The following is a 23,739-nucleotide window of genomic DNA, read 5'->3' on the forward strand; positions in this document are numbered from 1 at the left end:
GGATACGTTATGACTGCCGAAACGACGGTAAAAGATGAAAACATTGTTTGGCACCAGCATTCGGTTGATAAACAGTTTCGTGCTGAATTAAAGAAGCAAAAACCTGCCGTATTGTGGTTCACTGGTTTATCTGGAGCGGGTAAATCAACCGTAGCTGGGGCGTTGGAAAATCGCCTTGCAGCATTGGGTTACCACACCTATTTATTGGATGGTGACAATGTACGACATGGTTTGTGTAGCGATTTAGGTTTTTCTGAACAGGACCGTCGCGAGAACATTCGTCGCATTGGTGAACTGGCGAAGTTGATGGCAGATGCGGGTTTAATTGTTCTGTCGGCGTTTATTTCACCGCATCGTGCAGAGCGGAAGTTAGTGCGCGATTTATTGCCAGAAGGCGAGTTTATCGAAGTGTATGTCAATGCATCTCTAGAGGTTTGCGAAGGTCGAGATCCTAAGGGTTTATACCGTAAAGCCCGTGCGGGAGAGATTCCTAATTTCACTGGTATTGATTCGGAATATCAAGCGCCAGAGAACCCTGAAATCGATTTGCCCGCGGGAGAAAAGAGTGTCGATGAGCTGGTGGATTTGTGCTTAATCGATCTTAAACAACGCGGTGTGATTCGATAAAAAAGCATTTAGATCATAGGTGACCTAAAGCTCTTTGAGCAGCTTGAGAAGTATTTGGATCATAGGTGAACAAATGCTTCTCAAGCTGGCTAGACGGTATGATGAACCGTACTTTTAGCTTCACTATGGACACTAAACCTATGATTTAACAGTGCAAGCATTTGATCGTAGTATTCGGCATGTGGTTTGTTTCCGAGTAAGGTACAGAGCTCATTACCTGTCGGTGTGAAGCGGTAATATAAAAGGCGGACACCTTTGCTGTTTACGTTCAGTGATAAGTTTTTACCTTGGTAGGTGAGGACCAACGGTGTCTCGATACTAATTTCGCCAGATTCAAGTTCGGCACTGTGCAGCAGCCCTAATTCAATTAAGAGCAACAAGCTTGAATACGGCAGTTGAAAACTTCCCATATTTAGGCTGTTAGCGACGTCTCGCTTGCCGAAGCTAAATATGCCTCCTTGCGCTTTGTAACCAATCAGCAGTTTTCTGCTGTGATCCCCTCCAAAACTGCACGCTAAAGAGGCGGCTCTTTGCAGAGTTTGTGCTTCCTTTGGTGACATATCCTTGAGGGTTTTCAACGCTTTCATGGACGTTGAACCCGGATTGGTCACTTCACGCTTCATCACTTGAGCCCATAGCTTTTGCATCGCGCTGTTATGGATGTCTTGAGCCATCTCAAAAAATCGATGCAACCAATCTTGGTCTGGCTCTCCCGCTGTCTCATCTCGGCATGAACTGTGCGCTAATTTTAAAATCTGTTCTAAGTTTTTTTGTCGCTGTTCTTGGCGTCTTTGCTCTCGCAATTGGGCTCTTTCAAACGCAGATTTGGCTGGCGGTTCGGTTTGCAGTAAGGCGTCAAGACCGTGTATTTGGGCTATGGTTTTTACCTTACTAGCACTGTCTTTTATGTAGCCTTGTTTCTTTTCTTGTTGCGTATTTTTTTTTGTGTCTGACTGATGTTCGATGACAACAGGTTGCTTTGTCGGGTCTGCCATTCGTTTTCCTACCAAGAACTGCGCGGTTCGCACGTTTAAATTTACACCTTATCTGACCAAGCGACCAGACAGGAGTTCTCAGTTTTTGAACGAATAGGGCTATTCAAAATGATAATGAGTTGTTAAAATTGTTATCGTTATTTTGGAGGGGCTATGAAGTTCTCAGAAGCAGGTAAACTCAAAAAGCACCTGTCGATAGCGTTTCTTTTGGTTATTTATGTGGGCGTATTAGCGTATTTATCTCGTTATATCGTGTAGCACAAAGCTAAAAAAGGCGCCAGTGTGACGCCTTAGGTGTAGCGAGGCTTATCGACGACTTAAATTACATATCGTCGTAGGCTTCTATTTCTGATCCCTCAATAACGTAAGCCGTTTCTGCCAGTTCGTGGTTTATCGTCTCGGTTTTCAACGTTCCAACCACATATATAACATCCCACAACTCTTGAACAGGCGCGCCTTTCGGAAACTTCACGTAAATGATCTGGTTTGGAGGCGGTGGTGGCACGTGAATACAAGCTCCAAAATATGGCACCAATAAAAATTCGGTGACGGTATCGGCATCACCTTCAAGTGGGATAACAAACCCTGGAATTTTAACTTGGCTTCCGTTCAGTTCTGGTCGAACGTTACCAATCTTGGACTGCTGGGCTGCGCCACCACTGTGATCAGATGCAGGCATGCCTATACTGTCGAACAATTTACGCTCTTTTTCTGGAACAAGGTCAATCCAGTCAAGCTTTAATGGTTCTTCGCTGGCCATAACAGGCGCTGTGAATGCGACGACCAGCAAGCAACTTGCGAGTATTTTTTTCCACATTTTATTAAATCCTTATTGTCATTCCGTCACTCAGTGACTGTCGGTAGGCGCGGAGTGCGGGAATGAAACCAATCACAATACCAGCGCATTGTACGAAACCTAATAGCATCCACTCATAAGTAGATAAGATGCTTAAGGTGAGATGTATTCCATAGTGCTGTTGGATGATCGGCTGCGCGATAGCCAGAATGGCATACAGCCCAGTAACGCCAGTAATAATACCAGCAGCAGTGAGCAAGCTAGCTTCACTAATTAATAGTGAGAAAACATGACGAGGCCTTGCTCCCATGGCTCGCAAAATCGCCATTTCACGGCGGCGTTCCTGTAGGCTAGTTAATAGACTGCTTAACATACCTAACAACCCTGCGATCACGACAAAACCAGATACTGCCATTAGGGCTTGCTCTGCAACCGACATCATTCCCCATAACTCATGCAACGCAACGCCGGGCATAATGGCGCTGAGCGGCTCTTTGGGGTAGGTGTTAATTTGTCTTTGCAGGGCGAAAGTTTGAATACGAGATTTCAAACCAACGAGCATAGCGGTAATTTGTTTGGGCTGAAAGTCTCTGTTTTTGAGATCTTGTGCCTTGGGTGTCGGGCCCAAACGCGCACCACTTTCCCATCCGACGTGAATGGCTTCGATGGCTTCCAATGATACATGGACAGTTTTGTCGACTGGTGTTCCTGTAGGTGCAAGGATACCGACAACTTTAAATGGCAGATTGTCATGACGGCTAAAGCCAACGTCGCTAATGCCGTGGGCAATGATGATTTCGCTACCGATATCATAACCAAGTTGTTTAGCGACATCAGAACCTAGCACGGTTTCAAATAAACCATTGAATTCTCTACCCTTGCTAAATGTTAGTGGTTGCTTACTTCCAAACTTGTAATGCTCAAAGTAACTGTGATTGGTTCCCATAACTCGGAAGCCTTTATGCGAGTCGCCAAGCGAGATTGGAATAGCCCAATCGACTGAACGATGGTTGGCAAACTCTTGGTAGCTTTTCCAATCGATGTTGTTGGTCGCATTACCAATACGAAACACAGAATAGAGCAATAGGTTCACTTGCCCAGAGCGTCCACCAATAATGAGGTCAGTGCCTGAAATTGTATTGGCGAAGCTATCCTTGGCTTGAGTTCGGATACGCTCGACGCCCAAGAGGAGTAACACTGAAATCGCAACGGTCATGATGGTTAGAATTGCCGTCGCTTTGCGGTTCATCAAGCTTTTCCAGGCGAGCTTTACTACAGCACTCATGATATGGCTCCTAGGCTAGATACTTGATTAATGTCGGGTAGATTGAGCGTGCGATCGAATAAGGGTTCGAGTGTTGGGTCGTGGCTAACGAATACCAGTGTGGCATTGGCTTGATTCGCTTGCTCCATAAGGAGCTCAATAAATGCTTTACGATTGTCATAGTCTAAAGCTGAGGTTGGTTCGTCAGCGATCACTAACTCTGGATGTCCTATCAGAGCTCGAGCCGCAGCCACACGTTGTTGTTGACCAATACTCAATTCAGAGACAGGGCGTGTATGAAGCTCGTTTGGCAAGTGCAGTCGTTCTAGTAGGGCCTGAGCCTGTTCATTTAACGCTTGAGATGAGGCACCTAAATGGGCACGGTCACGTCGTATTTTACTGAACTGACATGGCAATAATACGTTTTCAAGTACGTTAAGGTACGGCAATAAATTGAACTGTTGAAAGATGTAGCCAATATGATTGGCGCGAAAGCGGTCTCTCTGACTGGCACTTAAACTAGCAAGGTCAGTATCGAGAACAGATAGAGAGCCTGAAGTTAATGTGTTAATCCCCGTCAACAAAGCGAGCAAGGTCGATTTACCGCAGCCACTTGGACCTTTGATAAACACATGCTCGCCTTGTGTAATGTGTAATTTGGGGATGTGGATGGTTGGGTTGGTTGAACCGGGCCAGAAAAATTGGGCATCCTCTAGCTCGACAACATTTGGTGTGGTTTCAGTCATATTAAATCACCAAAGCTGTGGCGTGTAAGTGGGTACTTACACGCCACTCGTGTTATTTGATTACGATTTGGGTGTTATCTTTGCTTAATTTAATTGCTGATTGCATGGTATCAGTGAATATATTGACGCTGATGGACTCTGTAGTTGGGAATTGGTTAAACCAATCGGTTTGGATTTGGCTAAGCTGATTAACTTGTTCGCAATTGAAGCGATATTGCACCGAAAATTCACCGTGACCGCCATGATCGTGCGCCTCATCATGAGCGTCATGGTGGTCATGTTTATCATGATGTTCATTATGATCATGGTGTTCGTGCCCTTCATGATCGTGATGTGCATGGTCATCATGGTCGTGCTCACTATGATCATGTTCCTCATGAGTTTCGCTTAGGTTGTGGCTCACGTAAGCTTCTTCAATATTACAATCAGCTTGTGAGTTAATAGCGAACAATGCGTTGCTGTCTTCGAGTGTAGCGACGGCTTGTTTAAGCGCTTGCTCTTGTTGCGCGTTTTCTGGAGCATGTTCGAAACCCACAACATCAGCTCCAGGAGCTGTGATCTCTACTAACAGATCTTTGCCATCTTGGGCGATATTAAACTCGACGTGACCATGCACATGAGCACCATGCTGGCGGTATTCGTTTGCATTCGCTGCTGTCGATAAAGTGAGGCCAATAGCAAGGGCTAAAACGTGTTTTGATGACATTGTATTTTTCCTAATTTTACTGGCATTAACCAAAGGCGGTATTGCTCAGATTCGAGTTTCACTAAGTTATTGTTCCCTGACACACTAGGTGCGGAAATGAACTCAATAATTTTGAGTGTGGAATAGTTTGGAAATTAAGCAAAATAAGGAGGGGCACGAGCAGCGCCAAGAACTTCTTCGCCGTACACGAGATGCAAAAAAACATGATGATGCTGGGCGCGCGTAAAAGTCGGTGTAGAGAGGGTAGGTTGTACCTTTGCTATACCGTGCTGAACACCAGAAAATAATTGGCAATGATGATGGGTATGATGGTCGGGCGTCAGATCGACTTGATGAAGTACAACCGCAAAGTTCCAAGCGATCAGCAACGCAATACTGAAAAATAAAGCAGTGCGATACCAATATCTTAGTGTTTTTTGCTGGTGGTGGTACATCTGAGCTCCTCTTACCGACTGTTATAATATAACACCCATAATGAATAAAAGTTCACTCTTTTGTTGGCTAGCAGAAAAATTTAACTCCACACATGCGTGCCGAAAAATATTGGTAATACTCTCTGTGGAAGTGTCGCACTTATAAAGAGCAGAGTTATCACTGCCCATGCTTCTAATCAAATTCATATAGCTCCTTACAACAAGAATAAGGAGCCATTCAATGAAGCTAGATGTTCTGTTTAATAAGCTCAATGACTTTTGTTATCTCATCTTGCTCAAGTGCGCCCTCTTTGACAAACAGAACTTTGCCCGTTTTGTCTTGAACAATAATGGCCGAGCTTTCTTCTTTCAGGTCCCAAGTATTAGCAACTACGCCATTTTCATCAAGAACCATGGATGACCAAGGAAACTCTTTTTTGCTGTCTTGAGCTGAAGACTTCACGAAAGAGCCTGTCCCCCAAATTGCATCATCTTGGTTGATGATAGTCGTCGTCTGGTAGCTTTCTTGTGGAAAATTTGCCGCTGTTATTGCCGACATTAAAGGGGCATTCATCTCTTTTGAACTGCTACGGCCTGCGATGGCTTGAATAACACGAACTTTGCCTTGCATATGTTGAGTTGCCCAGGGTTGGTATGCAACGCCTTCTCCTTGTAAAACAATCTCGCCGTAAGCGGCAACATTGACAGGAGGAACGCTTTTACCCACTGACAAGTTGTGTGCAAAGGTCAAGCTTGGCGTTAAGGCCAGTAGTAGAGGTAGGAGAGTCTTAGTTTTCATATTGTTATATTCCGTACGAGGTTTGGAAGCTTCCAGTATATATCCAGATCTTAGAAATTTGTAGGACCGTTGATAACATTTATTTAACGTATGGAGTGGTGTAATCTTGCGTTATATTTAGAATTTGCTAAAATGATTTCCGTCGCAAATTGCGCATTAAGATTGCAGAGGAAAAATAAGCAATCCGTGTTTTCTCAAAGGAATTGAGGTGAGTTATGCTACGTGAGTTTGCTGTATATCGACCATTACAAGTGGCCCGTTTTGTTAAAACGTTGTTCAAAGGTCAGTTTTTTATTGTTGGGGTTGGCTGTTTTCAGTTCGACAATGGCAAAGTGTTACTACCTGACGTCAACGATCATAAAAGGCTCACCATCTTTAAAGAAGTCAACCAAGTGATAGCATCATTATCGGCTTAGTTAGCTTGGTACCCACTTAGATTTAGAAAAGAGCGACCATATCGGTCGCTCTTTTTGTTGCTGGTTAGGTTTATCCTTGGAGGCTTGGTGGGAAGCAAACTCCCGTTCCTCCGATGCCACAGTAACCATCAGGGTTTTTCGCCAAATATTGCTGGTGGTAGGTTTCCGCAAAGTAATACGGACCTGCTGGTTGTATTTCGGTGGTGATGTTCGCGCGTTGCTCTTCTTGCAGTGCTTGCTGATACAAGAGTTTCGATTTCTCTGCGCTCTCGAGTTGCCCCGTCGAATAAGTGTAAATTGCAGAACGATATTGAGTACCTAAGTCGTTACCTTGACGCATTCCCTGAGTTGGGTCGTGTTTTTCCCAAAAAACAGCCAGTAGCTTTTCTAATGAGATGACGCGTTCATCGAAAACGACTCGTACGACTTCTGTATGACCCGTTTTACCTGTACAGACCTCTTCATACGTGGGATTGGGTGTGTACCCCCCAGCGTAACCGACCGAAGTAGATACAACGCCGTCGAGTTGCCAAAATACGCGCTCAGCGCCCCAAAAACAGCCCATTCCGAGCAAAATCTGCTGTTGGTGTGACGCAAGAGGCGCCTTTAGGTTAGATTTATTTACAAAATGATGATCGTCAATCTGCATTGGTTGATCTCTACCTGGCAAGGCATCTTCTATACTGATCAATGTTTGTTTGTTGAGCATGGTATTTGTCCTTCAATACGTGTCTTAAATTTGCGAACTTTTTCATTTCGTCTGTATCTGATGCTGTGATGACATAGACCGCGTTAAACCTATTAATATTACAGACTTAGAATCTAATTGGCGTTATCATTATTTACGTTTACTTAACCTCATTCAGCCATAAAAGCATGATAAAAAAAGCTCTCCCCACCATTGTTGGCCTGTTTGCCTTTTCTCATGGTGCCTATGCCGATGTTTCTTTGACTTTGAAAGGCATTGATGGCGCTTTAGAAGAGAATGTCAGTGCGTATCTATCATCTATTCCAGAGAAGGATTACTCCACTTCTCTGCGTTTTCAAGCGAGATTAGATCAAAGTATCACTGAAGCGCTTAACGCGCTTGGGTATTATCATGCAAAAATTTCATACTCTATTCCTGAAGCGAATGATGAGTTAATTGTGCTCATCAAGCCGGGCTTGCCAGTGAAAGTGAAAGTCATGGATGTGGTCATCACTGGAGAGGCCAAGGACGATGAAGAATTTGCAAAACTTATTGAGCGCTCTCCGCTCAAAGTTGGCCAAGTTTTGAATCAAGGCCAATACGACAGCCTTAAGTCAGGCATTCGTAACTTGGCGCTTCAGCGTGGTTACTTCAATGGTGAGTTTACGCTAAGTCGATTAGAGGTTATCCCTGATCTGAACGAAGCTAATGTCCGTTTGCACTACAGCAGTGGAATACGTTTCAATTTTGGCGACGTTTCTTTTATTGGCAACCACATCTGGGAAGACCGTGTCGCATCACTACAACCTTTTAAAGAAGGGGACCCATACAACGTTTCGAAGCTGGGCGAGTTTAACCAGAAGCTATCAAATACGGAGTGGTTTTCCTCAGTTTTTGTTGAGCCTGAATTGGATAGGCTTGATGATGGCCGAGACTTGCCAATTAAAGTGTCTTTATCTCCTGCTTCTAAGAATCAGATCGAGACGGGTATTGGTTACTCAACGGATGTCGGCGTTCGAGGAACGTTGAAGTGGAAGAAACCTTGGGTGAGCTCCCGAGGACACAGTTTCAACACTGCTTTATCCCTATCTAAGCCAGAGCAAACCGTGACTGCTTCTTACAAAATTCCTTTAGAAGATGTCGCTAACGATTATTATCAAGTTCAATATGGGCTTAAAAACCTAGACAACCGTGACACGCAGAGTATCGAGTCTAACCTTGCAGTGGAGCGTCATTGGTTAGCAGACGGTGGTTGGCATAATACCGTTTATGTTCGTCATTTGTACGAGAGCTTTACGCAAGGTTTACAAGATGATGAATTCAACTTCGTACTTCCAGGTGCGACATTTTCTCGGACTAGGGTTCGAGGGGGCAATATGCCAATGTGGGGAGACAAGCAAAGCATCACTATTGAGTATGGTGATACCGCTATGCTTTCTGAAACTAGAGTGCTCCGCTTAATTGGCTCGACTTCTTGGATTCGTGGTATTGGAGAGAATCATCGTGGTTTGTTCCGCTTAGAAGGTGGTGCGAATATTACCGATGAACTTGAAAAACTATCACCGTCGCTGCGTTTCTTCGCTGGTGGTGACAATAATATTCGTGGTTACGGCTATGAATCTATTTCACCTGTGGATGAGAGTGGCGCCCTGACGGGGGGTAAATACATTGTTAGCAGTACATTAGAATACCAATATCGTGTTTATGGAAACTGGTGGGCTGCAACGTTTTACGATATTGGTGATGCGTTTAATGAAACACCAGATTGGAAATCAGGTGCTGGTGTTGGTATCCGCTGGGCGTCTCCGGTGGGCCCTGTTAGTTTTGATTTTGCATGGGGGTTGGATGCAAAACCAGAACGAGAGTTTCGTATCCACTTCTCATTGGGGCCTGAGCTATGATCAAAATGATGTTTAAGTGGACCAAATGGCTGTCGCTCAGTTTGATTGGTCTATTGCTGTTGCTCATCATTATTGTCGCGACAGTTTTATTTACCCACCCAGGCCTCAAATTTGCCTTGTGGGGAGCCGAAAAAGCACTACCACAATTGCAGATTGAAAAAGTGCAGGGTTCATTGTTTCCTCGCTTCGAACTGCATAACGTCAGTTTTGTCGATGAGTCTTTGAATATCGACGCCAAAGTCGAGCGTTTAGCTTTGGCAGTGAACTTCCGCTGTTTCTTTGACCCTAAGGTCTGTGTCGATGAGTTAAGACTGCAGGGGCTTGACTTTAAGATGCCAGAGCTACCGCCAGCAAGCGAGGAGCAAGAGGAAACGCCACCACTGCGTTCTATCAGTACGCCAGTGCCAATTTTTGTTAATAAAGTCAGCTTTAATGACATCAATGTCAATGTGCTGGGCAATCAAATTGATTGGCAAACATTCTCGACCGCTTTGTCGATGCAGGGTGATCGTTTGGTGATCGCACCTACCGCGTTGAAAGACATTAATGTGGCTTTAGCACCAAGTGAGGCTAAACCTGAAGCGGCTGCCGAGGAGCCGAAAGAAACTGACGTTACGCCGCAAGATATTGTGTTACCCGAAGTATGGATTCCACTGACGGTTGAAGCGCGTCGTCTTGATATTCACAATTTCAAACTGGCGGGTGAAACGCCAGTGATCGTCAATCATCTTGGTTTGGTTGCAAGAGCAGGCGGTGAACGTGTTGATGTCAAAACGTTAGAGCTCGACATGCCAGAAGTGGAAGGCAAGTTGAGCACACAAGTGACGCTTTCTTCTGATTACCCTATCAAAGCGCAATTGGACGCGTTAGTGAAGCAAGCGGATGCGAAGGGACAAAAACTGTCGCTTTCGGTGTCGGGTTCGGTTGGTGATTTGTCACTAAATGCTACGCTTTCTGAGCTTGTACAAGCGGAGATCAAAGGTGATATTCAACCGCTTAAAACACAGTTGCCGTTTGATGTCGCGATTAAAAATGTACAGGCGCAATGGCCGCTATTTGGACAAAGCGATTACCAGGTTTCTGTACCAAGCTTGGTGGCAAAAGGCTCACTTGATGGCTACGAAGTCGCATTAGAAACCAAAGCTTCGGGCAAAGATATTCCCGCCGTTGATGTCGCACTAAACGGCAAAGGTACGCTAGAGCAAATTGACCTCGAAAGCCTTGTAGTGAAAACCTTAGGGGGCGAACTCTCTGGGAAAGTCATGGCCAATTGGGCCGCGCCAATCAACTGGCAAGCTGACTTGAACCTGAAAAACATTCAACCAGGTTTACAATGGAAAGAAGCTGAAGGGGATATCAGCGGTAACCTTTCGACTTCGGGGTCGTTAACAGAGCAAGGCGGTTGGCAAGTCAGTTTGCCTAAGTTAGACATTGACGGCATTTTGCGAGGGTATCCGCTGAATGTTGAAGGGCAACTTGAAGCGTCTGATAAAAACGGCAAAGGCGACGACATCCAACTTACCACTCAGGGTTTAGCGCTTTCTCATGGTCCAAACCAACTCAGTGCAAAGGGTAAGATCGATAAGCAAATTCTGATGGATGTTGAGGTTAACTTCCCTGACTTTGCGAAAAGTGTTCCGGATCTTGCAGGTAAAATGCAAGGTAAAGTCGCACTACGTGGTAGCTTGAAAGAACCAGACATCAATCTTGATCTCGCTTTAAATCAGATAAACTGGCAGCAACAGGCGAACGTAGAAACGATCACCTTAAAGGGTGATGTGAAGCCTCTGCCAGCACCAAAAGCGAACATAAGCCTAATTGCGAACAACATTACCTATGACGACATAAAAGTTGATAGTGCTGACCTTGAAGTCTCTGGGGATGAAAAACTGCATCAACTGACGCTCGATGTAGTGTCTGACCTGGTGTCGACCAGTTTAGAAATTGAAGGGACATTCCAGCAGAAACCAGAAATGATTTGGAATGGGGCGCTGCGCCGCTTGACGCTGAGCTCGCAACAAGGCCCGTGGGCGTTGCAAAAATCGACCACGGTGAAGGTCAATATCGACAAACAGATCGCGAACGTTCAAGCGCATTGTTGGTTGCAAGCGGAGTCGAGCGTATGTCTAACCGAAGACATTAGTGTCGGTAAGAGTGGCCAGGCGAAGTTAGCCATCAATGATTTTGATTTTGACCAAATCAAACAATTCCTGCCGCCAGAAACCAAGCTGCAAGGCTCGGTTAATGCACAGGCTTTTGCTAAATGGGCACCAGAGAAAAAGCCTGAAGTAACCTTAAGTGTCAATATGCCAAAAGGTCAAGTTGAACAAGCGCTTGAACAGCCAATTAAAGTCGGTTGGGAAAGCTTCAACTTTAAAGCAGCATTAGCGAAAGACAAGCTTGATGCCGAGTGGCTATTTGATGTGAAAGATAACGGTGACTTGTCTGGTAAGGTTTCTTTACTGAATGTCTCGTCTGAAAAGCCCACTATTGATGGTAAGGTTTCACTCTCTACGTTCCACTTGGACTTCTTGGCACCGTTGATTGGTGAGTACAGCTTGTTTAAAGCAAACATGAATACTGACCTAGCGATATCAGGTGACGTTATGCATCCGAAGGTGAACGGTCAGTTCTTGATTGACCAAATGAAGCTACAGGGTGAAGTCACACCGATAGATATAAACTCAGGGCAGGTCGTCATCAACTTTAAAGGTCATCAAGCGGACTTGAATGCCGGAATTTTAACCCCGGATGGTGAGTTGAACGTTACCGGTGATGCCGACTGGCAGGACTTACAGAACTGGCGCACTAAAGCGCGTGTATTTGCTAAAGAGCTCAATGTTGATTTGCCTCCAATGGTAAAAATCAAGGTTGAGCCTGACATGACAATAGATGTGACCCCTCAGCTTGCGAAAATTGAGGGTGATATTAATTTGCCATGGGGAAGAATTGTCGTCGAAGAGCTTCCACCAAGTGCGGTAGGTGTATCGAGTGATACCGTTATTCTCGATAAAAACTTGCAACCAGTGGACGATGTGGCTGCGATGCCGTTTGATGTGGAAACGAACATCAACATTAAAATTGGTGATGACTTCCAACTTGCCGCTTTTGGCTTAAAAGGTGGGTTGAAAGGGAACCTAAACGTGACACAAAAAGACAAAGGTCCTTTCATCGTTGGTGAAGTGAATGTTGTTGACGGTTCTTATCGTTCGTTTGGTCAGGACTTATTGATTAAAGAAGGTAAGATCCTGATGAATGGTCCACCAGATCAACCTTACTTGTCTATCAAAGCGATTCGTAATCCAGACAATACCCAAGATGATGTCATTGCGGGGGTACAAGTGTCGGGCCCAGCATCTGATCCGAGTATAGAAATTTTCTCAGAGCCCGCGATGAACCAAGCCAATGCACTTTCTTATCTACTTCGTGGTCAAGATATTGATGGTGAAGCCGGTGGTAATGCAATGACGACTACCTTAATTGGTTTAAGCTTGGCGAAGAGTGGTCGTGTGGTTGGTGAAATCGGTGAAGCCTTTGGCGTACAAGATTTACAGCTGGACACTGCTGGGTCGGGCGATGATTCGCAAGTGACGGTGAGTGGTTATATTCTGCCAGGTTTGCAGGTGAAATATGGTGTCGGCATCTTTAACTCCCTAGGTGAGTTCACTGTGCGTTACCGATTGATGCAAGACTTGTATTTAGAAGCGGTATCTGGTGTAGATAGCGCCGTTGACCTACTCTATCAGTTTGAGTTCGATTAAAGTGCTTTAACCTAAGCATACACAGTCATGACTAAGGAGTGGTTATGCAGCATTTGATTTTTGTCTACGGCACGTTACGCAAGGGAGAGTACAACCATCAGTATTTGCGCTCGGCGCAGTTTCTTGGTTTACATGAAACGGATGCTCAATTTGCAATGTATGACTTAGGCCCTTATCCAGCGTTGTCTGATGGGCAACGCTCGATTCAAGGTGAGGTGTACCTGATTGACAGTGAAACCTTATCTGAGCTAGATAGGTTAGAAGATGTGCCAGTGGAGTATCGCCGAGAGAGCATCGTCACGCCGTTTGGCCAAGCTTGGATCTACTTATATCAAGATACTGAGCAATTAACCGAAGAAATCGCTTCCGGAGATTGGTGTCAAAAGGTGTGAGCTATACTGACATTATCAATAGCAACGAGCTAAACACTAAGGAGTCACGATGAAAACATTCGTAATTGGATCAATGGCGTTGCTTCTTGCTGCATGCGCACAAACAACACTACCGACTTCGAATAATGTGACCGATTGGCAAGTGTTTGGTAAGCAGTCAGCTTTAGATGGATTACGGGAGTTATCTGAGGAGCGAATTGCGAAGCTGGATGATGTTAACCATGCGACGGCAGAACTGATAATGGCTTATCAAGCGGGTTACCAGCAAGGCAAGCAAGAGTATTGCGAGCAAAGTGCTTATATGCTCGGTGTTATCGGGCGGCCGTATTTTGGCATTTGTGATGATGTTGACCCCTTCTTTCAACATGACTACGACGCTGGACGAATGTCTTCAGCAGGCGCACCTATCTAGTTGACACAGGTAAGATGAAAGCAAAAGAGCTGCCCTAGAGCAGCTCTTGTTAATTTTGTATCAGCAGTGATGCTTATTTTTTCTGAGCTCGCTCGTAAGATTCTAGGATTTCAGCTTTGGCGGCAGCAACATCTGCCCAACCATCCACTTTCACCCATTTGCCTGCTTCAAGCTCTTTGTAACGCTCAAAGAATTGCGTGATCTGCGCTTTCAGTAGTTCTGGGATATCGTCCACATCTTGGATGTGCTCGTACTCTTTCGAGATTTTTGAGTGGGGAACCGCAAACACTTTTGCATCTTCACCCGATTCATCTGTCATCTTCAAAACGCCAACAGGACGGCAGCGAATGACTGAACCTGGCATGAGTGGGTATGGTGTTGGTACCAATACGTCGACTGGGTCGCCATCAAGAGACAGGGTATTGTTCACGTAGCCATAGTTGCATGGGTAGAACATTGGTGCAGACATGAAACGGTCGACAAATACAGCACCAGAGTCTTTATCTACTTCGTACTTGATTGGATCTGCATTTGCAGGAATTTCGATCACGACATAGATATCTTCAGGCAGCGACTTGCCTGCTGGTACATGGTTTAAGCTCATTAGAATATTCCTTTTCATTAACGATGAGTCACACAAAAGCGGCTTCATCTGATGATAAATTCGCGTTTCACTTTAGCGACAAAAACGCGGCAGGTAAACACCTGCCGCGTTGGACAAAGGTCTGAAATTATTCTTCGTCGCGGTGCAGTTCAAGGAACTCTTCAACTTTGCGAACCATGTTCTTCGAACCCACAAAGAAAGGTACACGCTGGTGCAACTCAGTAGGCTTGATGTCCATAATGCGATTCACGCCGTCCGATGCAATGCCGCCAGCTTGCTCAATGAGGAATGCCATAGGGTTACATTCGTAAAGCAGGCGTAGCTTGCCTTGTGGGTGGCTTTGTGTGCTTGGGTAAAGGTAGATACCACCTTTCAGTAGGTTGCGGTGGAAATCAGCAACCAGCGAGCCAATGTAGCGAGAAGTGTATGGGCGACCGTCTTCTGGCACGTTTTCTTGGCAGTACTTGATGTACTTCTTCACCCCTTGAGGGAAACGAATGTAATTACCTTCGTTGATGGAGTAGATCTTACCATCATCAGGAATCATCATGTTTTCATGAGAAAGACAGAAGCTGCCGATAGATGGGTCGTAAGTAAAGCCGTTTACGCCGTTACCAGTTGTGTATACCAACATGGTGGAGGAGCCGTAAATTACGTAGCCCGCAGCCACTTGTTTGTGACCAGGTTGTAGGAAGTCTTCTTCAGTTGGTGGAGTACCGATTGGAGAAACACGACGGTAAATCGAGAAGATAGTACCAACAGAGACGTTCACATCGATGTTAGAAGAACCATCAAGTGGGTCCATCAGTACTACATATTTGGCGTTTTGGTTGAGTTCTTTATTGAACGCAACTGCTTCGTCTTCTTCTTCACTGGCAACGCCACACACTTGATCACGAGCTTCAAGCGCGGCTTTGAACTTATCGTTCGCGTAAACATCGAGCTTTTGCTGATCTTCACCTTGGACATTTTCCGTGCCTACAGCACCAGTGATATCACCGAGACCCGCTGCGTTGATTTCGCGGTTAACGATTTTTGCAGCTAAACGAATGGAGGCTAAAAGGGATGATAGATCACCGCTAGCGTGGGGGAAATCCGCTTGTTTTTCGACAATGAACTCGCCTAGGGTGCGCAGTCCTGACATGGTTAATCCTTACATTTTCATTTCATTGGGGGTAGTGCGCAAGTGAGCATCTCTTTATGGATGTTAAACGATTGCGCTGGATGTAAGTTTAAGTCGCAGATCTTTTTAATGGTAATGAAGTAACTGTTTGAGATCTCAATTTATTTGTAGACTTGTTTGAGGGATTCATCAGTAAGCAAGAGGTTGTACAGTCTGTGTTCAACCTTGTCATATTTGTGAAAGGGACTGCAAGAAGAAGGCTAAAGTCACTCGCTTTTCAGGCGGTAATCGCGATAATGAAAGCATTAAAAAACGCATTACAAGGTTTAGTTTATGCACATTCATATCTTGGGTATCTGTGGCACATTTATGGGCGGCGCAGCGATTCTAGCGCGCCAATTAGGACATAAAGTCACTGGTTCTGATGCCAACGTTTATCCGCCAATGAGCACACTGCTTGAGTCTCAAGGTATTGAAATTATTGAAGGCTTTGACCCGTCTCAACTCGACCCTCAACCAGATCTTGTGGTGATTGGTAATGCGATGAGCCGTGGCAACCCTTGTGTCGAGCATGTGCTCAACACTAACATGCGTTACACCTCTGGCCCGCAGTGGCTCAACGAGTTTTTGCTGCATGATCGTTGGGTATTGGCGGTATCTGGTACACATGGGAAAACGACCACGTCGAGCATGCTTGCCTGGATACTTGAAGATTGTGGTTATCAACCGGGTTTCTTAGTCGGTGGGGTACTCGGTAACTTCGGAGTGTCTGCTCGTTTGGGTGAAAGCATGTTTTTTGTCGTTGAAGCCGACGAATATGACAGTGCTTTTTTCGATAAGCGTTCTAAGTTTGTGCATTACCATCCTCGCACTTTAATCATGAATAACCTTGAGTTCGATCATGCTGATATCTTCGATGATCTAGAAGCGATCAAGCGCCAATTCCATCATTTAGTGCGAACTGTACCGGGCAATGGATTGATCTTAGCGCCGAGGAAAGATCAAGCGTTAGCGGATGTATTAGAGCGTGGCTGCTGGACTGAAAAACAGTTCTCTGGTGAGAATGGTGACTGGCAAGCGCACAAATTAGTGCTTGATGGCTCAAAATTTGACGTTGCGTTGCAAGGCGAGAAGGTTGGTACCGTCGAATGGAATTTGGTGGGTGACCACAATGTGGATAATGCGCTGATGGCAATCGCTGCTGCACGACATGTTGGAGTCACTCCGGATCTTGCTTGCCAGGCATTAGGGCGTTTCATCAATACCAAGCGCCGTTTAGAGCTGAAAGGTGAAGAACAAGGTGTGACGGTTTACGATGATTTTGCGCATCACCCAACGGCAATTGAACTTACTGTCGGTGGTTTGCGTAACAAGGTAGGTGAAAAACGCATCCTTGCTGTGTTAGAGCCGCGGTCTGCCACCATGAAGCGTGGTGTACACAAAAACACACTTGCAGAGTCACTACACAGTGCAGATGAAGTCTTCTTGTTCCAGCCAGATAATATCGAGTGGTCTGTGCAAGACATTGCCGACCAATGCAAACAGCCAGCGTTTGTCGATGCGGATATAGATAACTTTGTAGCCAAGATCGTCGAACGTGCGCGACCAGGTGACCAAATTCTAGTCATGAGCAACGGTGGCTTTGGTGGTATTCACGGAAAACTTCTTGAGCAGTTAAAACAAAAAGCCTGATTGATATGCAAAACAAAACACAACCCTCTCACAAAAAAGCCATCACGTTGGCATTAACGGGGGCTTCTGGTGCTCCCTACGGCCTTCGTCTTTTAGAATGCTTGGTTGCGGCGGATTATCATGTCTACGTTCTGATTTCTTCGGCGGCTCGTGTCGTGATGGCAACCGAACACAACCTTAAGCTGCCAAGTGGGCCAGAAGCCGCAAAGCAAGCGTTGGTAGAGCACCTGAACTGCAATCCAAATAACATCACCGTTTGCGGTAAAGACGATTGGTTCTCGCCGGTTGCGTCTGGTTCTGCTGCACCTAAGCAAATGGTGGTTTGCCCATGCTCAGCAGGAAGCGTTGCAGCCATAGCACACGGTATGTCGGACAACTTGATCGAACGGGCCGCTGATGTAGTAATGAAAGAGCGCGGGCAGCTGTTGCTCGTGGTTCGCGAAACACCATTTTCAACGCTACATCTGGAGAACATGCACAAACTGTCGCAAATGGGCGTCACCATCATGCCAGCAGCTCCGGGCTTCTACCATCAGCCAAAGAGCATTGAAGACTTAGTGGATTTTATGGTGGCAAGAATTCTTGACCACTTAGGTATTGAGCAAGGTTTGGTGCCTCGTTGGGGTTATGACCAGCGCTCGTGAGCTGATTGTGTAACCACTCAAATACCTTTACAATCCATCCAACTCATCGGGGAGCAAACCCATTTAGCATTGAGTCAATCAATGCATTGGGGCGCTGAGACCTAAGTGTTTAACTAGGGACCCGTATTACCTGAACCAGATAATGCTGGCGTAGGAATTGAGTCTGGATATTGGAAATCCTTAATAGCCGCCTCAAACCCTGTGCCGCTCAACTTATTTCTCTGAAATACTCATGGAGAGCGAGCAGTGAAAACCACTCTAAATCTGATTGCCTTAGCTGCAATCACCTCTACTTCAGCGTTTGCCGCTGAAAACACATTAACCATCTATACCTACGACTCTTTTGCCGCAGATTGGGGGCCGGGTCCTAAAATCGAGCAAGCTTTTGAAGCAAAATGTGGCTGTGACGTTAACTTCGTGGCATTAGACGATGGTGTGTCGATCCTGAATCGTCTTCGTCTTGAAGGCGGTAATAGCAAAGCCGACATCGTGTTAGGTTTGGATAACAATCTGATGGCAGAAGCGAAGAAAACCGGTCTGCTTGCCGAGCACAATGTGGATACGGCTAACACAGTGTTACCAAACGGTTGGAGTGACACGACGTTTGTACCGTACGATTACGGCTACTTCGCGTTTGTGTACAACAAAGAGAAACTGGCTAATCCGCCGAAAAGCATGAAAGAGCTGGTGGAAACGCGCGACGATCTGAAAGTGATTTACCAAGATCCGCGGACTTCAACGCCGGGCCAAGGCTTAATGCTATGGATGAAATCTATTTATGGCGACGATGTGACGCAAGCGTGGCAGAAGCTAGCGAGCAAAACCGTAACGGTCACGAAAGGTTGGTCTGAGGCGTATTCTATGTTCCTCAATGGTGAGTCCGATTTAGTGCTTTCTTACACCACTTCACCTGCGTACCACTTAATTGCGGAAAACGATTCGAAGTTTGCTACGGCGAATTTTGCTGAAGGCCACTACATGCAAGTTGAAGTAGCCGCCAAAGTGAAAGGGGCAAAAAATTCAGAACTTGCTGATCAATTTATGAGTTTCATTTTAAGTGATGAGTTCCAATCGGCGATGCCAACGGGTAACTGGATGTACCCAGTCACTGACGTTGAGTTACCTAAAGGTTTTGAAACTTTGAGTGTTCCAAGCAAGTCGTTGAGCTTTAGTGCTGATGAAGTGGCAAAAATGCGTAAGTCTTGGATTCGCGAATGGCAAAGCGCATTGACGTTTTAGCTGACGTTTCCATCCTCATCTGAATGAGATAGGTTTTACCTTTGAATTCTGTTCCAAAAATAGGTTTAGGGGTCGCGATGATCATCGCGACCTTTGTTATTTCTGCCCTAGGTGCTTTGATTGTTCAAGCCCCTTCACTTGATGTGTCTGTGGTATGGGGCGACCCGTACTATCAACATGTCACCAAGTTCAGTTTCTACCAAGCGTTTCTTTCCACATTGCTCAGTGTTGGCTTTGCCATTCCAGTAGCGCACGCACTTTCGCGTCGCCAATTTATTGGTAAATCATTACTGCTTAAGCTGTTTGCATCGACACTGGTTTTGCCGGTTTTGGTTGGTGTTTTTGGGCTGTTAGCGATTTATGGCAACAGTGGTTTGTTGGCGCAGTGGTTGCAAAGTTTCGACACTAAACTGCCATTCTCTATTTACGGTTTGAACGGCATTTTACTCGCCCATGTGTTCTTTAATTTACCTTACGCGGCACGATTGCTTCTGCAAGCCTTGGAGTCTATTCCTGCCGAGCAGCATAAGCTTTGCGCGCATCTTGGGATGAGCCATTGGGATAAGTTTCGTTGGGTAGAATGGCCGCGTTTAAGGCAGCAGCTTCCCCACGTTTGTGGGTTGGTGTTTATGTTGTGCTTTACCAGTTTTGCCACTGTAATGGCGTTGGGGGGCGGGCCAAAATCCACCACCATTGAATTGGCCATTTACCAAGCGATTAAGTTTGATTTTGATTTACAAGCTGGGGCGTTATTGGCGCTGTGGCAGATGCTGTTATGTGGACTGCTTGCTATTGGAGTGCAGAAGTTAACAAGGCCTGTTTCTATCAGTGCTGGAAGCACATCGGTACAGCAATATTTAACGAAGGATCATGGGTGGTCAAAAGCTTGGGATAGCTTTTGGATCATAGGTGCCTTTTTACTGGTAATACCGCCGTTATTGATGGTGTTACTGAGTGGCATCAACCAACAAGTTTGGACAGTATTAACCGATGAGCGTTTTTGGTCTGCGCTATTGAACTCCCTCAAAGTCGCCTGTGTCGCTAGCGCGCTTGCGGTCGCTGCAGGGGTGTCCATACTATTGACCAGTCGCCGTTGGCGGTTGCAGTACAAAAACACGCGAGCCGATCAGATTGAGTTAATCGGCACCGTTATTTTGGTGACTCCAGGTCTGGTGATTAGCACCGGTTTATTCTTACTACTGCGCGCATTTACCGATGTTTTTAGCTTGGCATTTTTTGTCGTGATTTTGGTGAACGGTTTGATGGCTTTGCCTTACGTGATCAAAACGCTAGCGCAGCCAATGCTGCACATTGAACAACAGTATCAGTATGTATGTGCCAGCTTAGGCATGCGTGGCTGGCAACGGTTTAAAGTGGTGGAGTGGCAGGCGCTACGCAAGCCGTTTGCACATGCGTTTGCGATCAGCTTTATGTTTGCAATAGGGGATTTAAGTGCCATAGCACTGTTTGGTGGACAAGAGTTTCGTACCTTACCTCTGTATTTGTTCCAGTTGCTTGGCAGTTATCAGATGGACGCAGCTGCGGTGGTATCGGTGACCCTATTGTTGTTGAGTGTGGGCTGTTTTGCCTTGATTGAGAAAGTATTGAAAACGAAGGAGAGAGCGTAATGTTAGTGTTGGATGATGTGCAGTACACCTACCAACGTGAACTGTTTCGTTTTGACTTAACGATTGAGCAAGGACAGATTGTGTCGCTGATGGGACCAAGTGGGGCAGGGAAGTCAACCTTGCTGGCGTTGGTGGCAGGATTCATCCATCCTGACCGTGGTGATATTTGTGTTGATGGTGAGTCCATTGTGCGTAAAGAGCCTTATCTGCGTCCGTTCTCTATGTTGTTCCAAGAGCACAATTTGTTTGCTCACTTATCGGTGCGTGACAACATCGGTTTGGGCTTACACCCAGGGCTAAAGCTTACGGTGGACCAAAATCGTCAGATTGAACAAGCCGCGCAGCAAGTTGGTGTTGCAGAGTACCTCGACCGTTTGCCAGAGCATCTTTCTGGTGGCCAGCGTCAACGTGTTGCCTTAGCGCGTTGTTTTGTTCAGCCTCATCCCATGTGGCTATTGGATGAGCCGTTCTCGGCGCTTGATCCGGTGTTGCGTGAAGAGATGCTGAGCTTGGTAAAAAAACTCGCAGCAGAGCGGGGAATAACTGTATTGATGGTCACGCACCATTTAAGCGATGCCAAAGCGATTGCCAGCCACTTTGTGTTTGTGGCAGATGGTAAAGTGGAAGCCGCGGGTGATATGTCTGCATTGAGTGAACAGCATGCTAGTGAGAAGCTTGCGGCATTTATCCGAGCAGCATGCTAGTGCCTGATAGTTGCTAGGTTATGCTTCTCCGCAACACAAACCATGCCGAGGGCCAAATTCAAATTGAGATCTTAAGCTCATGATATGGTCAATCATTGCTTGTACACGCCGTGGGCGGTTTGCTCCAGGACGATACACTAAATAAATAGGCATTGGTACCGTGTGCCATTGCGGTAACACTCTGACTAAGGTGCCACTTTCTAGCTCTTGCGTCATGTTCTGCACAGGTAAGTTCGCGATGCCTAGTCCTTTAAGTGCGCCTTTCAATATTGCTTCTACAGTTGTACTTGAGAAGTTACTGGTTATTGAAACATTGACGGTATTATCGTGTGAGATCAGCGTCCAAGGTCCTATTTCTGAAACATATTGATACCTCAAACAGTTATGTTTTGTCAGGTCTTCTGGTGTTTCAGGTACGCCGAACTCAGCTAAATACTCAGGGCTAGCAGCCAGGACTCGAGTGGTATAGCCTAATTTTTTCGCGATTAATCGATCATCAACTATCTGACCGACTCTAATTGCCATATCAAAGCCGTGTGAAAACAGATCAACAAAATCGTTCGATGCTTCTAACGCAATTTGTACTTTTGGCCATTGTTTTAAAAATGGCAAAAAGATGTGCTCCGCCATATACGCATCCAACGCTGGTGGCGCGGAAATACGCAGCCGGCCTTGGATCTGTTGTTCCATCTCCTGAACGTCATGGCCAATTGAGTGGAATTCCTCAACTAAGCTTGCAGCACGCTCTAAAACCATTTGGCCAGCTTCGGTGATCACTAACTTTCGGGTTGTGCGCTCTAGCAGTTTGGCTTCAAAGTGTTGTTCGAGTTTGGTTATGGCTTTGCTAACAGTAGATTTTGGTAGGTTTAACTCCAGTGCGCACTTGGTTAAGCTCAGTAGTCGACAGCTTGTGACAAAGATAGAAAGCGTTCTAAAGTCAATTGTTTCTAAATTGCGAACAATCACTTTCAATTATCCATATTGTTTCAATATTAATCTGATTATAGTCTGGCACCTCATCCTTAGCCATCAAGTTATTGTCATTTGAGGTAAACAACATGTCCAACTCTGTAGACTTATTTTCTCCTATCGAACTCGGTCAATTAGCATTAGATAACCGTGCCATTATGGCGCCTTTAACGCGAGCTCGTGCTGGTGCGGACCATATTCCTAATGACCTTATGGTTGAATACTACGCTCAACGTGCGAGTGCCGGACTTATCATTGCTGAATGCACCATGGTGATGGAAGGTACGTCTGCTTTCATGGCAGAGCCGGGCATTTACAGCGAAGAGCAAATCGCAGCTTGGAAAAAGGTAACGGATGCGGTTCATGAGAGAGGCGGTAAGATTGTACTGCAAATTTGGCATGCGGGACGAGCTTGTCATCCTGATCTGAATGAAGGAAAAACACCTGTAGCGGCGAGCGCATTGGCCATTCGTGATGAATTAGTCCATACCCCTTCGGGTAAGCAAGCATATACGGTACCACGAGCACTCGAAGTGGATGAGATAGCTTCCATTGTTGCGGCGTTTAAACAAGGTGCAGAAAACGCCAAGAAAGCCGGCTTTGATGGGGTCGAGATACATGGCGCCAATGGTTATCTTATTGATAACTTCCTTCGTGACGGTTCAAATTTACGTACCGATGAATACGGTGGCTCGGTTGAAAATCGTGCTCGATTTTTACTTGAGATAGTGAAAGAAGTCGTTGAGGTGTGGGGACCTGGAAGAGTCGGTCTGCGTACATCTCCGCTAAATGGATTTAATGACATGAAAGACAGTGATCCAGTTGGCTTGGTGCGTTACTTAGCAGAGCAACTTAATTCTTTCGATCTTGCTTATTGGCACGTGATGCGTGCGGATCTGAAAGGCGTACAAAAAGCAGATGTTCTCAAGCCAGCACGCGAAAACTATAAAGGTCACTTAATGGCGAACGTGGGCTACAGTGCACAAGAAGCGGCAACAGCAATTGCAGAAAACAAAGTTGATGTGGTCGCATTTGGCGTTCCCTTTATCGCAAACCCAGATTTAGTTGAGCGATTTAAGAAAAATGCACCTCTTAATGAGGCGAAACCAGAACACTTTTATTTGGGTGGAGCAGAAGGTTATACCGATTACCCAGTGATGGCATAACCCTTACTTGTTTAATATAAAAAGGACGCTAATGTTAGCGTCCTTTTTCGTTTC

General features: G+C 45.7%; 23 protein-coding genes and 1 riboswitch. Of the genes, 12 read left to right on the forward strand and 11 right to left on the reverse strand.

Going from position 1 to position 23,739, the window contains the following annotated elements:
• Positions 1-9: 9 nt before the first annotated feature.
• Positions 10-627: an adenylyl-sulfate kinase gene (gene cysC, locus R8N49_RS10355; RefSeq protein WP_005379598.1), complete on the forward strand. Its 618-nt coding sequence runs from the start codon at positions 10-12 to the stop codon at positions 625-627.
• An 89-nt stretch (positions 628-716) separates the two neighbouring features.
• Here cysC and R8N49_RS10360 read toward each other — a convergent pair whose 3' ends face one another.
• From R8N49_RS10360 to R8N49_RS10390, 7 genes are all read right to left on the reverse strand, one after another.
• Entirely contained in the window at positions 717-1,622 is a 906-nt protein-coding gene (locus tag R8N49_RS10360) for a TIGR03899 family protein (protein ID WP_005379599.1), read from the reverse strand.
• Positions 1,623-1,944: 322 nt separating this feature from the next.
• Positions 1,945-2,439: a DUF3299 domain-containing protein gene (locus R8N49_RS10365; RefSeq protein ID WP_005379600.1), complete on the reverse strand. Its 495-nt coding sequence runs from the start codon at positions 2,437-2,439 to the stop codon at positions 1,945-1,947.
• A 4-nt stretch (positions 2,440-2,443) separates the two neighbouring features.
• Positions 2,444-3,703, reverse strand: a complete 1,260-nt coding sequence (locus tag R8N49_RS10370; RefSeq protein ID WP_318189962.1) for an ABC transporter permease — start codon at positions 3,701-3,703, stop codon at positions 2,444-2,446.
• Positions 3,700-4,428 (reverse strand): ABC transporter ATP-binding protein, encoded by a 729-nt coding sequence (locus R8N49_RS10375; RefSeq protein WP_033906015.1) that lies wholly within the window; start codon positions 4,426-4,428, stop codon positions 3,700-3,702. The genes R8N49_RS10370 and R8N49_RS10375 overlap by 4 nt, the downstream gene beginning before the upstream one ends.
• A 52-nt stretch (positions 4,429-4,480) precedes the next feature.
• Complete coding sequence (zrgA, locus tag R8N49_RS10380) at positions 4,481-5,134, reverse strand: zinc uptake protein ZrgA (RefSeq protein ID WP_017633449.1); 654 nt, start codon at positions 5,132-5,134, stop codon at positions 4,481-4,483.
• A 134-nt stretch (positions 5,135-5,268) separates the two neighbouring features.
• Positions 5,269-5,568: a DUF2607 family protein gene (locus tag R8N49_RS10385; protein ID WP_171342796.1), complete on the reverse strand. Its 300-nt coding sequence runs from the start codon at positions 5,566-5,568 to the stop codon at positions 5,269-5,271.
• Between the two features lie 226 nt (positions 5,569-5,794).
• Positions 5,795-6,346 carry a YtfJ family protein gene (locus tag R8N49_RS10390; RefSeq protein WP_005383122.1) on the reverse strand — a complete coding sequence of 184 codons (552 nt, stop codon included), beginning with the start codon at positions 6,344-6,346 and terminating at the stop codon, positions 5,795-5,797.
• A gap of 215 nt (positions 6,347-6,561) precedes the next feature.
• Between R8N49_RS10390 and R8N49_RS10395 the strand changes: the two genes are divergently transcribed.
• Positions 6,562-6,762: a DUF1107 domain-containing protein gene (locus R8N49_RS10395; protein WP_005379612.1), complete on the forward strand. Its 201-nt coding sequence runs from the start codon at positions 6,562-6,564 to the stop codon at positions 6,760-6,762.
• Between the two features lie 70 nt (positions 6,763-6,832).
• On the opposite strand, the gene msrA is transcribed toward R8N49_RS10395, so the two are convergent.
• Positions 6,833-7,471 carry a peptide-methionine (S)-S-oxide reductase MsrA gene (gene msrA, locus R8N49_RS10400; protein ID WP_017820282.1) on the reverse strand — a complete coding sequence of 213 codons (639 nt, stop codon included), beginning with the start codon at positions 7,469-7,471 and terminating at the stop codon, positions 6,833-6,835.
• 167 nt (positions 7,472-7,638) lie between these two features.
• Between msrA and R8N49_RS10405 the strand changes: the two genes are divergently transcribed.
• The 4 genes from R8N49_RS10405 to R8N49_RS10420 are packed head-to-tail and all read left to right on the forward strand — an operon-like array spanning position 7,639 to position 13,916.
• Entirely contained in the window at positions 7,639-9,351 is a 1,713-nt protein-coding gene (locus R8N49_RS10405) for an autotransporter assembly complex protein TamA (protein WP_005383121.1), read from the forward strand.
• Entirely contained in the window at positions 9,348-13,112 is a 3,765-nt protein-coding gene (locus R8N49_RS10410; RefSeq protein WP_318189963.1) for a translocation/assembly module TamB domain-containing protein, read from the forward strand. Before R8N49_RS10405 ends, R8N49_RS10410 begins: the two co-directional genes overlap by 4 nt.
• Positions 13,113-13,156: 44 nt before the next feature.
• Entirely contained in the window at positions 13,157-13,504 is a 348-nt protein-coding gene (locus tag R8N49_RS10415) for a gamma-glutamylcyclotransferase (protein ID WP_005379626.1), read from the forward strand.
• A gap of 49 nt (positions 13,505-13,553) precedes the next feature.
• A complete protein-coding gene (locus tag R8N49_RS10420; RefSeq protein ID WP_005379633.1) occupies positions 13,554-13,916 on the forward strand; it encodes a DUF2799 domain-containing protein in 363 nt (120 codons plus the stop codon).
• A 73-nt stretch (positions 13,917-13,989) separates the two neighbouring features.
• On the opposite strand, the gene ppa is transcribed toward R8N49_RS10420, so the two are convergent.
• Both ppa and fbp read right to left on the reverse strand, forming a co-directional pair.
• Positions 13,990-14,520, reverse strand: a complete 531-nt coding sequence (gene ppa, locus R8N49_RS10425; protein WP_005379635.1) for an inorganic diphosphatase — start codon at positions 14,518-14,520, stop codon at positions 13,990-13,992.
• Between the two features lie 127 nt (positions 14,521-14,647).
• Positions 14,648-15,664 (reverse strand): class 1 fructose-bisphosphatase, encoded by a 1,017-nt coding sequence (gene fbp / locus R8N49_RS10430; protein ID WP_005383114.1) that lies wholly within the window; start codon positions 15,662-15,664, stop codon positions 14,648-14,650.
• A 312-nt stretch (positions 15,665-15,976) separates the two neighbouring features.
• Here fbp and mpl point away from each other — a divergent pair, with 312 nt between their 5' ends.
• The 5 genes from mpl to thiQ all read left to right on the forward strand — a co-directional run bounded on the left by mpl (position 15,977) and on the right by thiQ (position 21,550).
• Positions 15,977-17,335 carry a UDP-N-acetylmuramate:L-alanyl-gamma-D-glutamyl-meso-diaminopimelate ligase gene (gene mpl / locus R8N49_RS10435; RefSeq protein ID WP_017820280.1) on the forward strand — a complete coding sequence of 453 codons (1,359 nt, stop codon included), beginning with the start codon at positions 15,977-15,979 and terminating at the stop codon, positions 17,333-17,335.
• 5 nt (positions 17,336-17,340) lie between these two features.
• Positions 17,341-17,979 (forward strand): flavin prenyltransferase UbiX, encoded by a 639-nt coding sequence (locus R8N49_RS10440; protein WP_017820279.1) that lies wholly within the window; start codon positions 17,341-17,343, stop codon positions 17,977-17,979.
• Positions 17,980-18,016: 37 nt separating this feature from the next.
• A riboswitch (TPP riboswitch) is annotated at positions 18,017-18,153 on the forward strand.
• A 72-nt stretch (positions 18,154-18,225) separates the two neighbouring features.
• Entirely contained in the window at positions 18,226-19,218 is a 993-nt protein-coding gene (gene thiB / locus R8N49_RS10445; RefSeq protein WP_213869771.1) for a thiamine ABC transporter substrate binding subunit, read from the forward strand.
• Between the two features lie 41 nt (positions 19,219-19,259).
• Entirely contained in the window at positions 19,260-20,846 is a 1,587-nt protein-coding gene (gene thiP, locus R8N49_RS10450) for a thiamine/thiamine pyrophosphate ABC transporter permease ThiP (RefSeq protein ID WP_017820277.1), read from the forward strand.
• Positions 20,846-21,550 carry a thiamine ABC transporter ATP-binding protein gene (thiQ, locus tag R8N49_RS10455; RefSeq protein ID WP_005379648.1) on the forward strand — a complete coding sequence of 235 codons (705 nt, stop codon included), beginning with the start codon at positions 20,846-20,848 and terminating at the stop codon, positions 21,548-21,550. The genes thiP and thiQ overlap by 1 nt, the downstream gene beginning before the upstream one ends.
• 18 nt (positions 21,551-21,568) lie before the next feature.
• On the opposite strand, the gene R8N49_RS10460 is transcribed toward thiQ, so the two are convergent.
• Entirely contained in the window at positions 21,569-22,516 is a 948-nt protein-coding gene (locus tag R8N49_RS10460; RefSeq protein ID WP_005379650.1) for a LysR family transcriptional regulator, read from the reverse strand.
• A 92-nt stretch (positions 22,517-22,608) separates the two neighbouring features.
• On the opposite strand from R8N49_RS10460, the gene R8N49_RS10465 reads away from it, so the two are divergent.
• Complete coding sequence (locus R8N49_RS10465; RefSeq protein WP_054579269.1) at positions 22,609-23,685, forward strand: alkene reductase; 1,077 nt, start codon at positions 22,609-22,611, stop codon at positions 23,683-23,685.
• Positions 23,686-23,739: the final 54 nt, after the last annotated feature.

The organism is Vibrio sp. 1978, assembly GCF_033344345.1.

Bases quoted from the DNA above. Each gene is read 5' to 3' on its own strand.
- cysC (WP_005379598.1), top strand. From the start codon at position 10: ATGACTGCCGAAACGACGGTAAAAGATGAAAACATTGTTTGGCACCAG.
- R8N49_RS10360 (WP_005379599.1), bottom strand. From the start codon at position 1,622: ATGGCAGACCCGACAAAGCAACCTGTTGTCATCGAACATCAGTCAGAC.
- R8N49_RS10365 (WP_005379600.1), bottom strand. From the start codon at position 2,439: ATGTGGAAAAAAATACTCGCAAGTTGCTTGCTGGTCGTCGCATTCACA.
- R8N49_RS10370 (WP_318189962.1), bottom strand. From the start codon at position 3,703: ATGAGTGCTGTAGTAAAGCTCGCCTGGAAAAGCTTGATGAACCGCAAA.
- R8N49_RS10375 (WP_033906015.1), bottom strand. From the start codon at position 4,428: ATGACTGAAACCACACCAAATGTTGTCGAGCTAGAGGATGCCCAATTT.
- zrgA (WP_017633449.1), bottom strand. From the start codon at position 5,134: ATGTCATCAAAACACGTTTTAGCCCTTGCTATTGGCCTCACTTTATCG.
- R8N49_RS10385 (WP_171342796.1), bottom strand. From the start codon at position 5,568: ATGTACCACCACCAGCAAAAAACACTAAGATATTGGTATCGCACTGCT.
- R8N49_RS10390 (WP_005383122.1), bottom strand. From the start codon at position 6,346: ATGAAAACTAAGACTCTCCTACCTCTACTACTGGCCTTAACGCCAAGC.
- R8N49_RS10395 (WP_005379612.1), top strand. From the start codon at position 6,562: ATGCTACGTGAGTTTGCTGTATATCGACCATTACAAGTGGCCCGTTTT.
- msrA (WP_017820282.1), bottom strand. From the start codon at position 7,471: ATGCTCAACAAACAAACATTGATCAGTATAGAAGATGCCTTGCCAGGT.
- R8N49_RS10405 (WP_005383121.1), top strand. From the start codon at position 7,639: ATGATAAAAAAAGCTCTCCCCACCATTGTTGGCCTGTTTGCCTTTTCT.
- R8N49_RS10410 (WP_318189963.1), top strand. From the start codon at position 9,348: ATGATCAAAATGATGTTTAAGTGGACCAAATGGCTGTCGCTCAGTTTG.
- R8N49_RS10415 (WP_005379626.1), top strand. From the start codon at position 13,157: ATGCAGCATTTGATTTTTGTCTACGGCACGTTACGCAAGGGAGAGTAC.
- R8N49_RS10420 (WP_005379633.1), top strand. From the start codon at position 13,554: ATGAAAACATTCGTAATTGGATCAATGGCGTTGCTTCTTGCTGCATGC.
- ppa (WP_005379635.1), bottom strand. From the start codon at position 14,520: ATGAGCTTAAACCATGTACCAGCAGGCAAGTCGCTGCCTGAAGATATC.
- fbp (WP_005383114.1), bottom strand. From the start codon at position 15,664: ATGTCAGGACTGCGCACCCTAGGCGAGTTCATTGTCGAAAAACAAGCG.
- mpl (WP_017820280.1), top strand. From the start codon at position 15,977: ATGCACATTCATATCTTGGGTATCTGTGGCACATTTATGGGCGGCGCA.
- R8N49_RS10440 (WP_017820279.1), top strand. From the start codon at position 17,341: ATGCAAAACAAAACACAACCCTCTCACAAAAAAGCCATCACGTTGGCA.
- thiQ (WP_005379648.1), top strand. From the start codon at position 20,846: ATGTTAGTGTTGGATGATGTGCAGTACACCTACCAACGTGAACTGTTT.
- R8N49_RS10465 (WP_054579269.1), top strand. From the start codon at position 22,609: ATGTCCAACTCTGTAGACTTATTTTCTCCTATCGAACTCGGTCAATTA.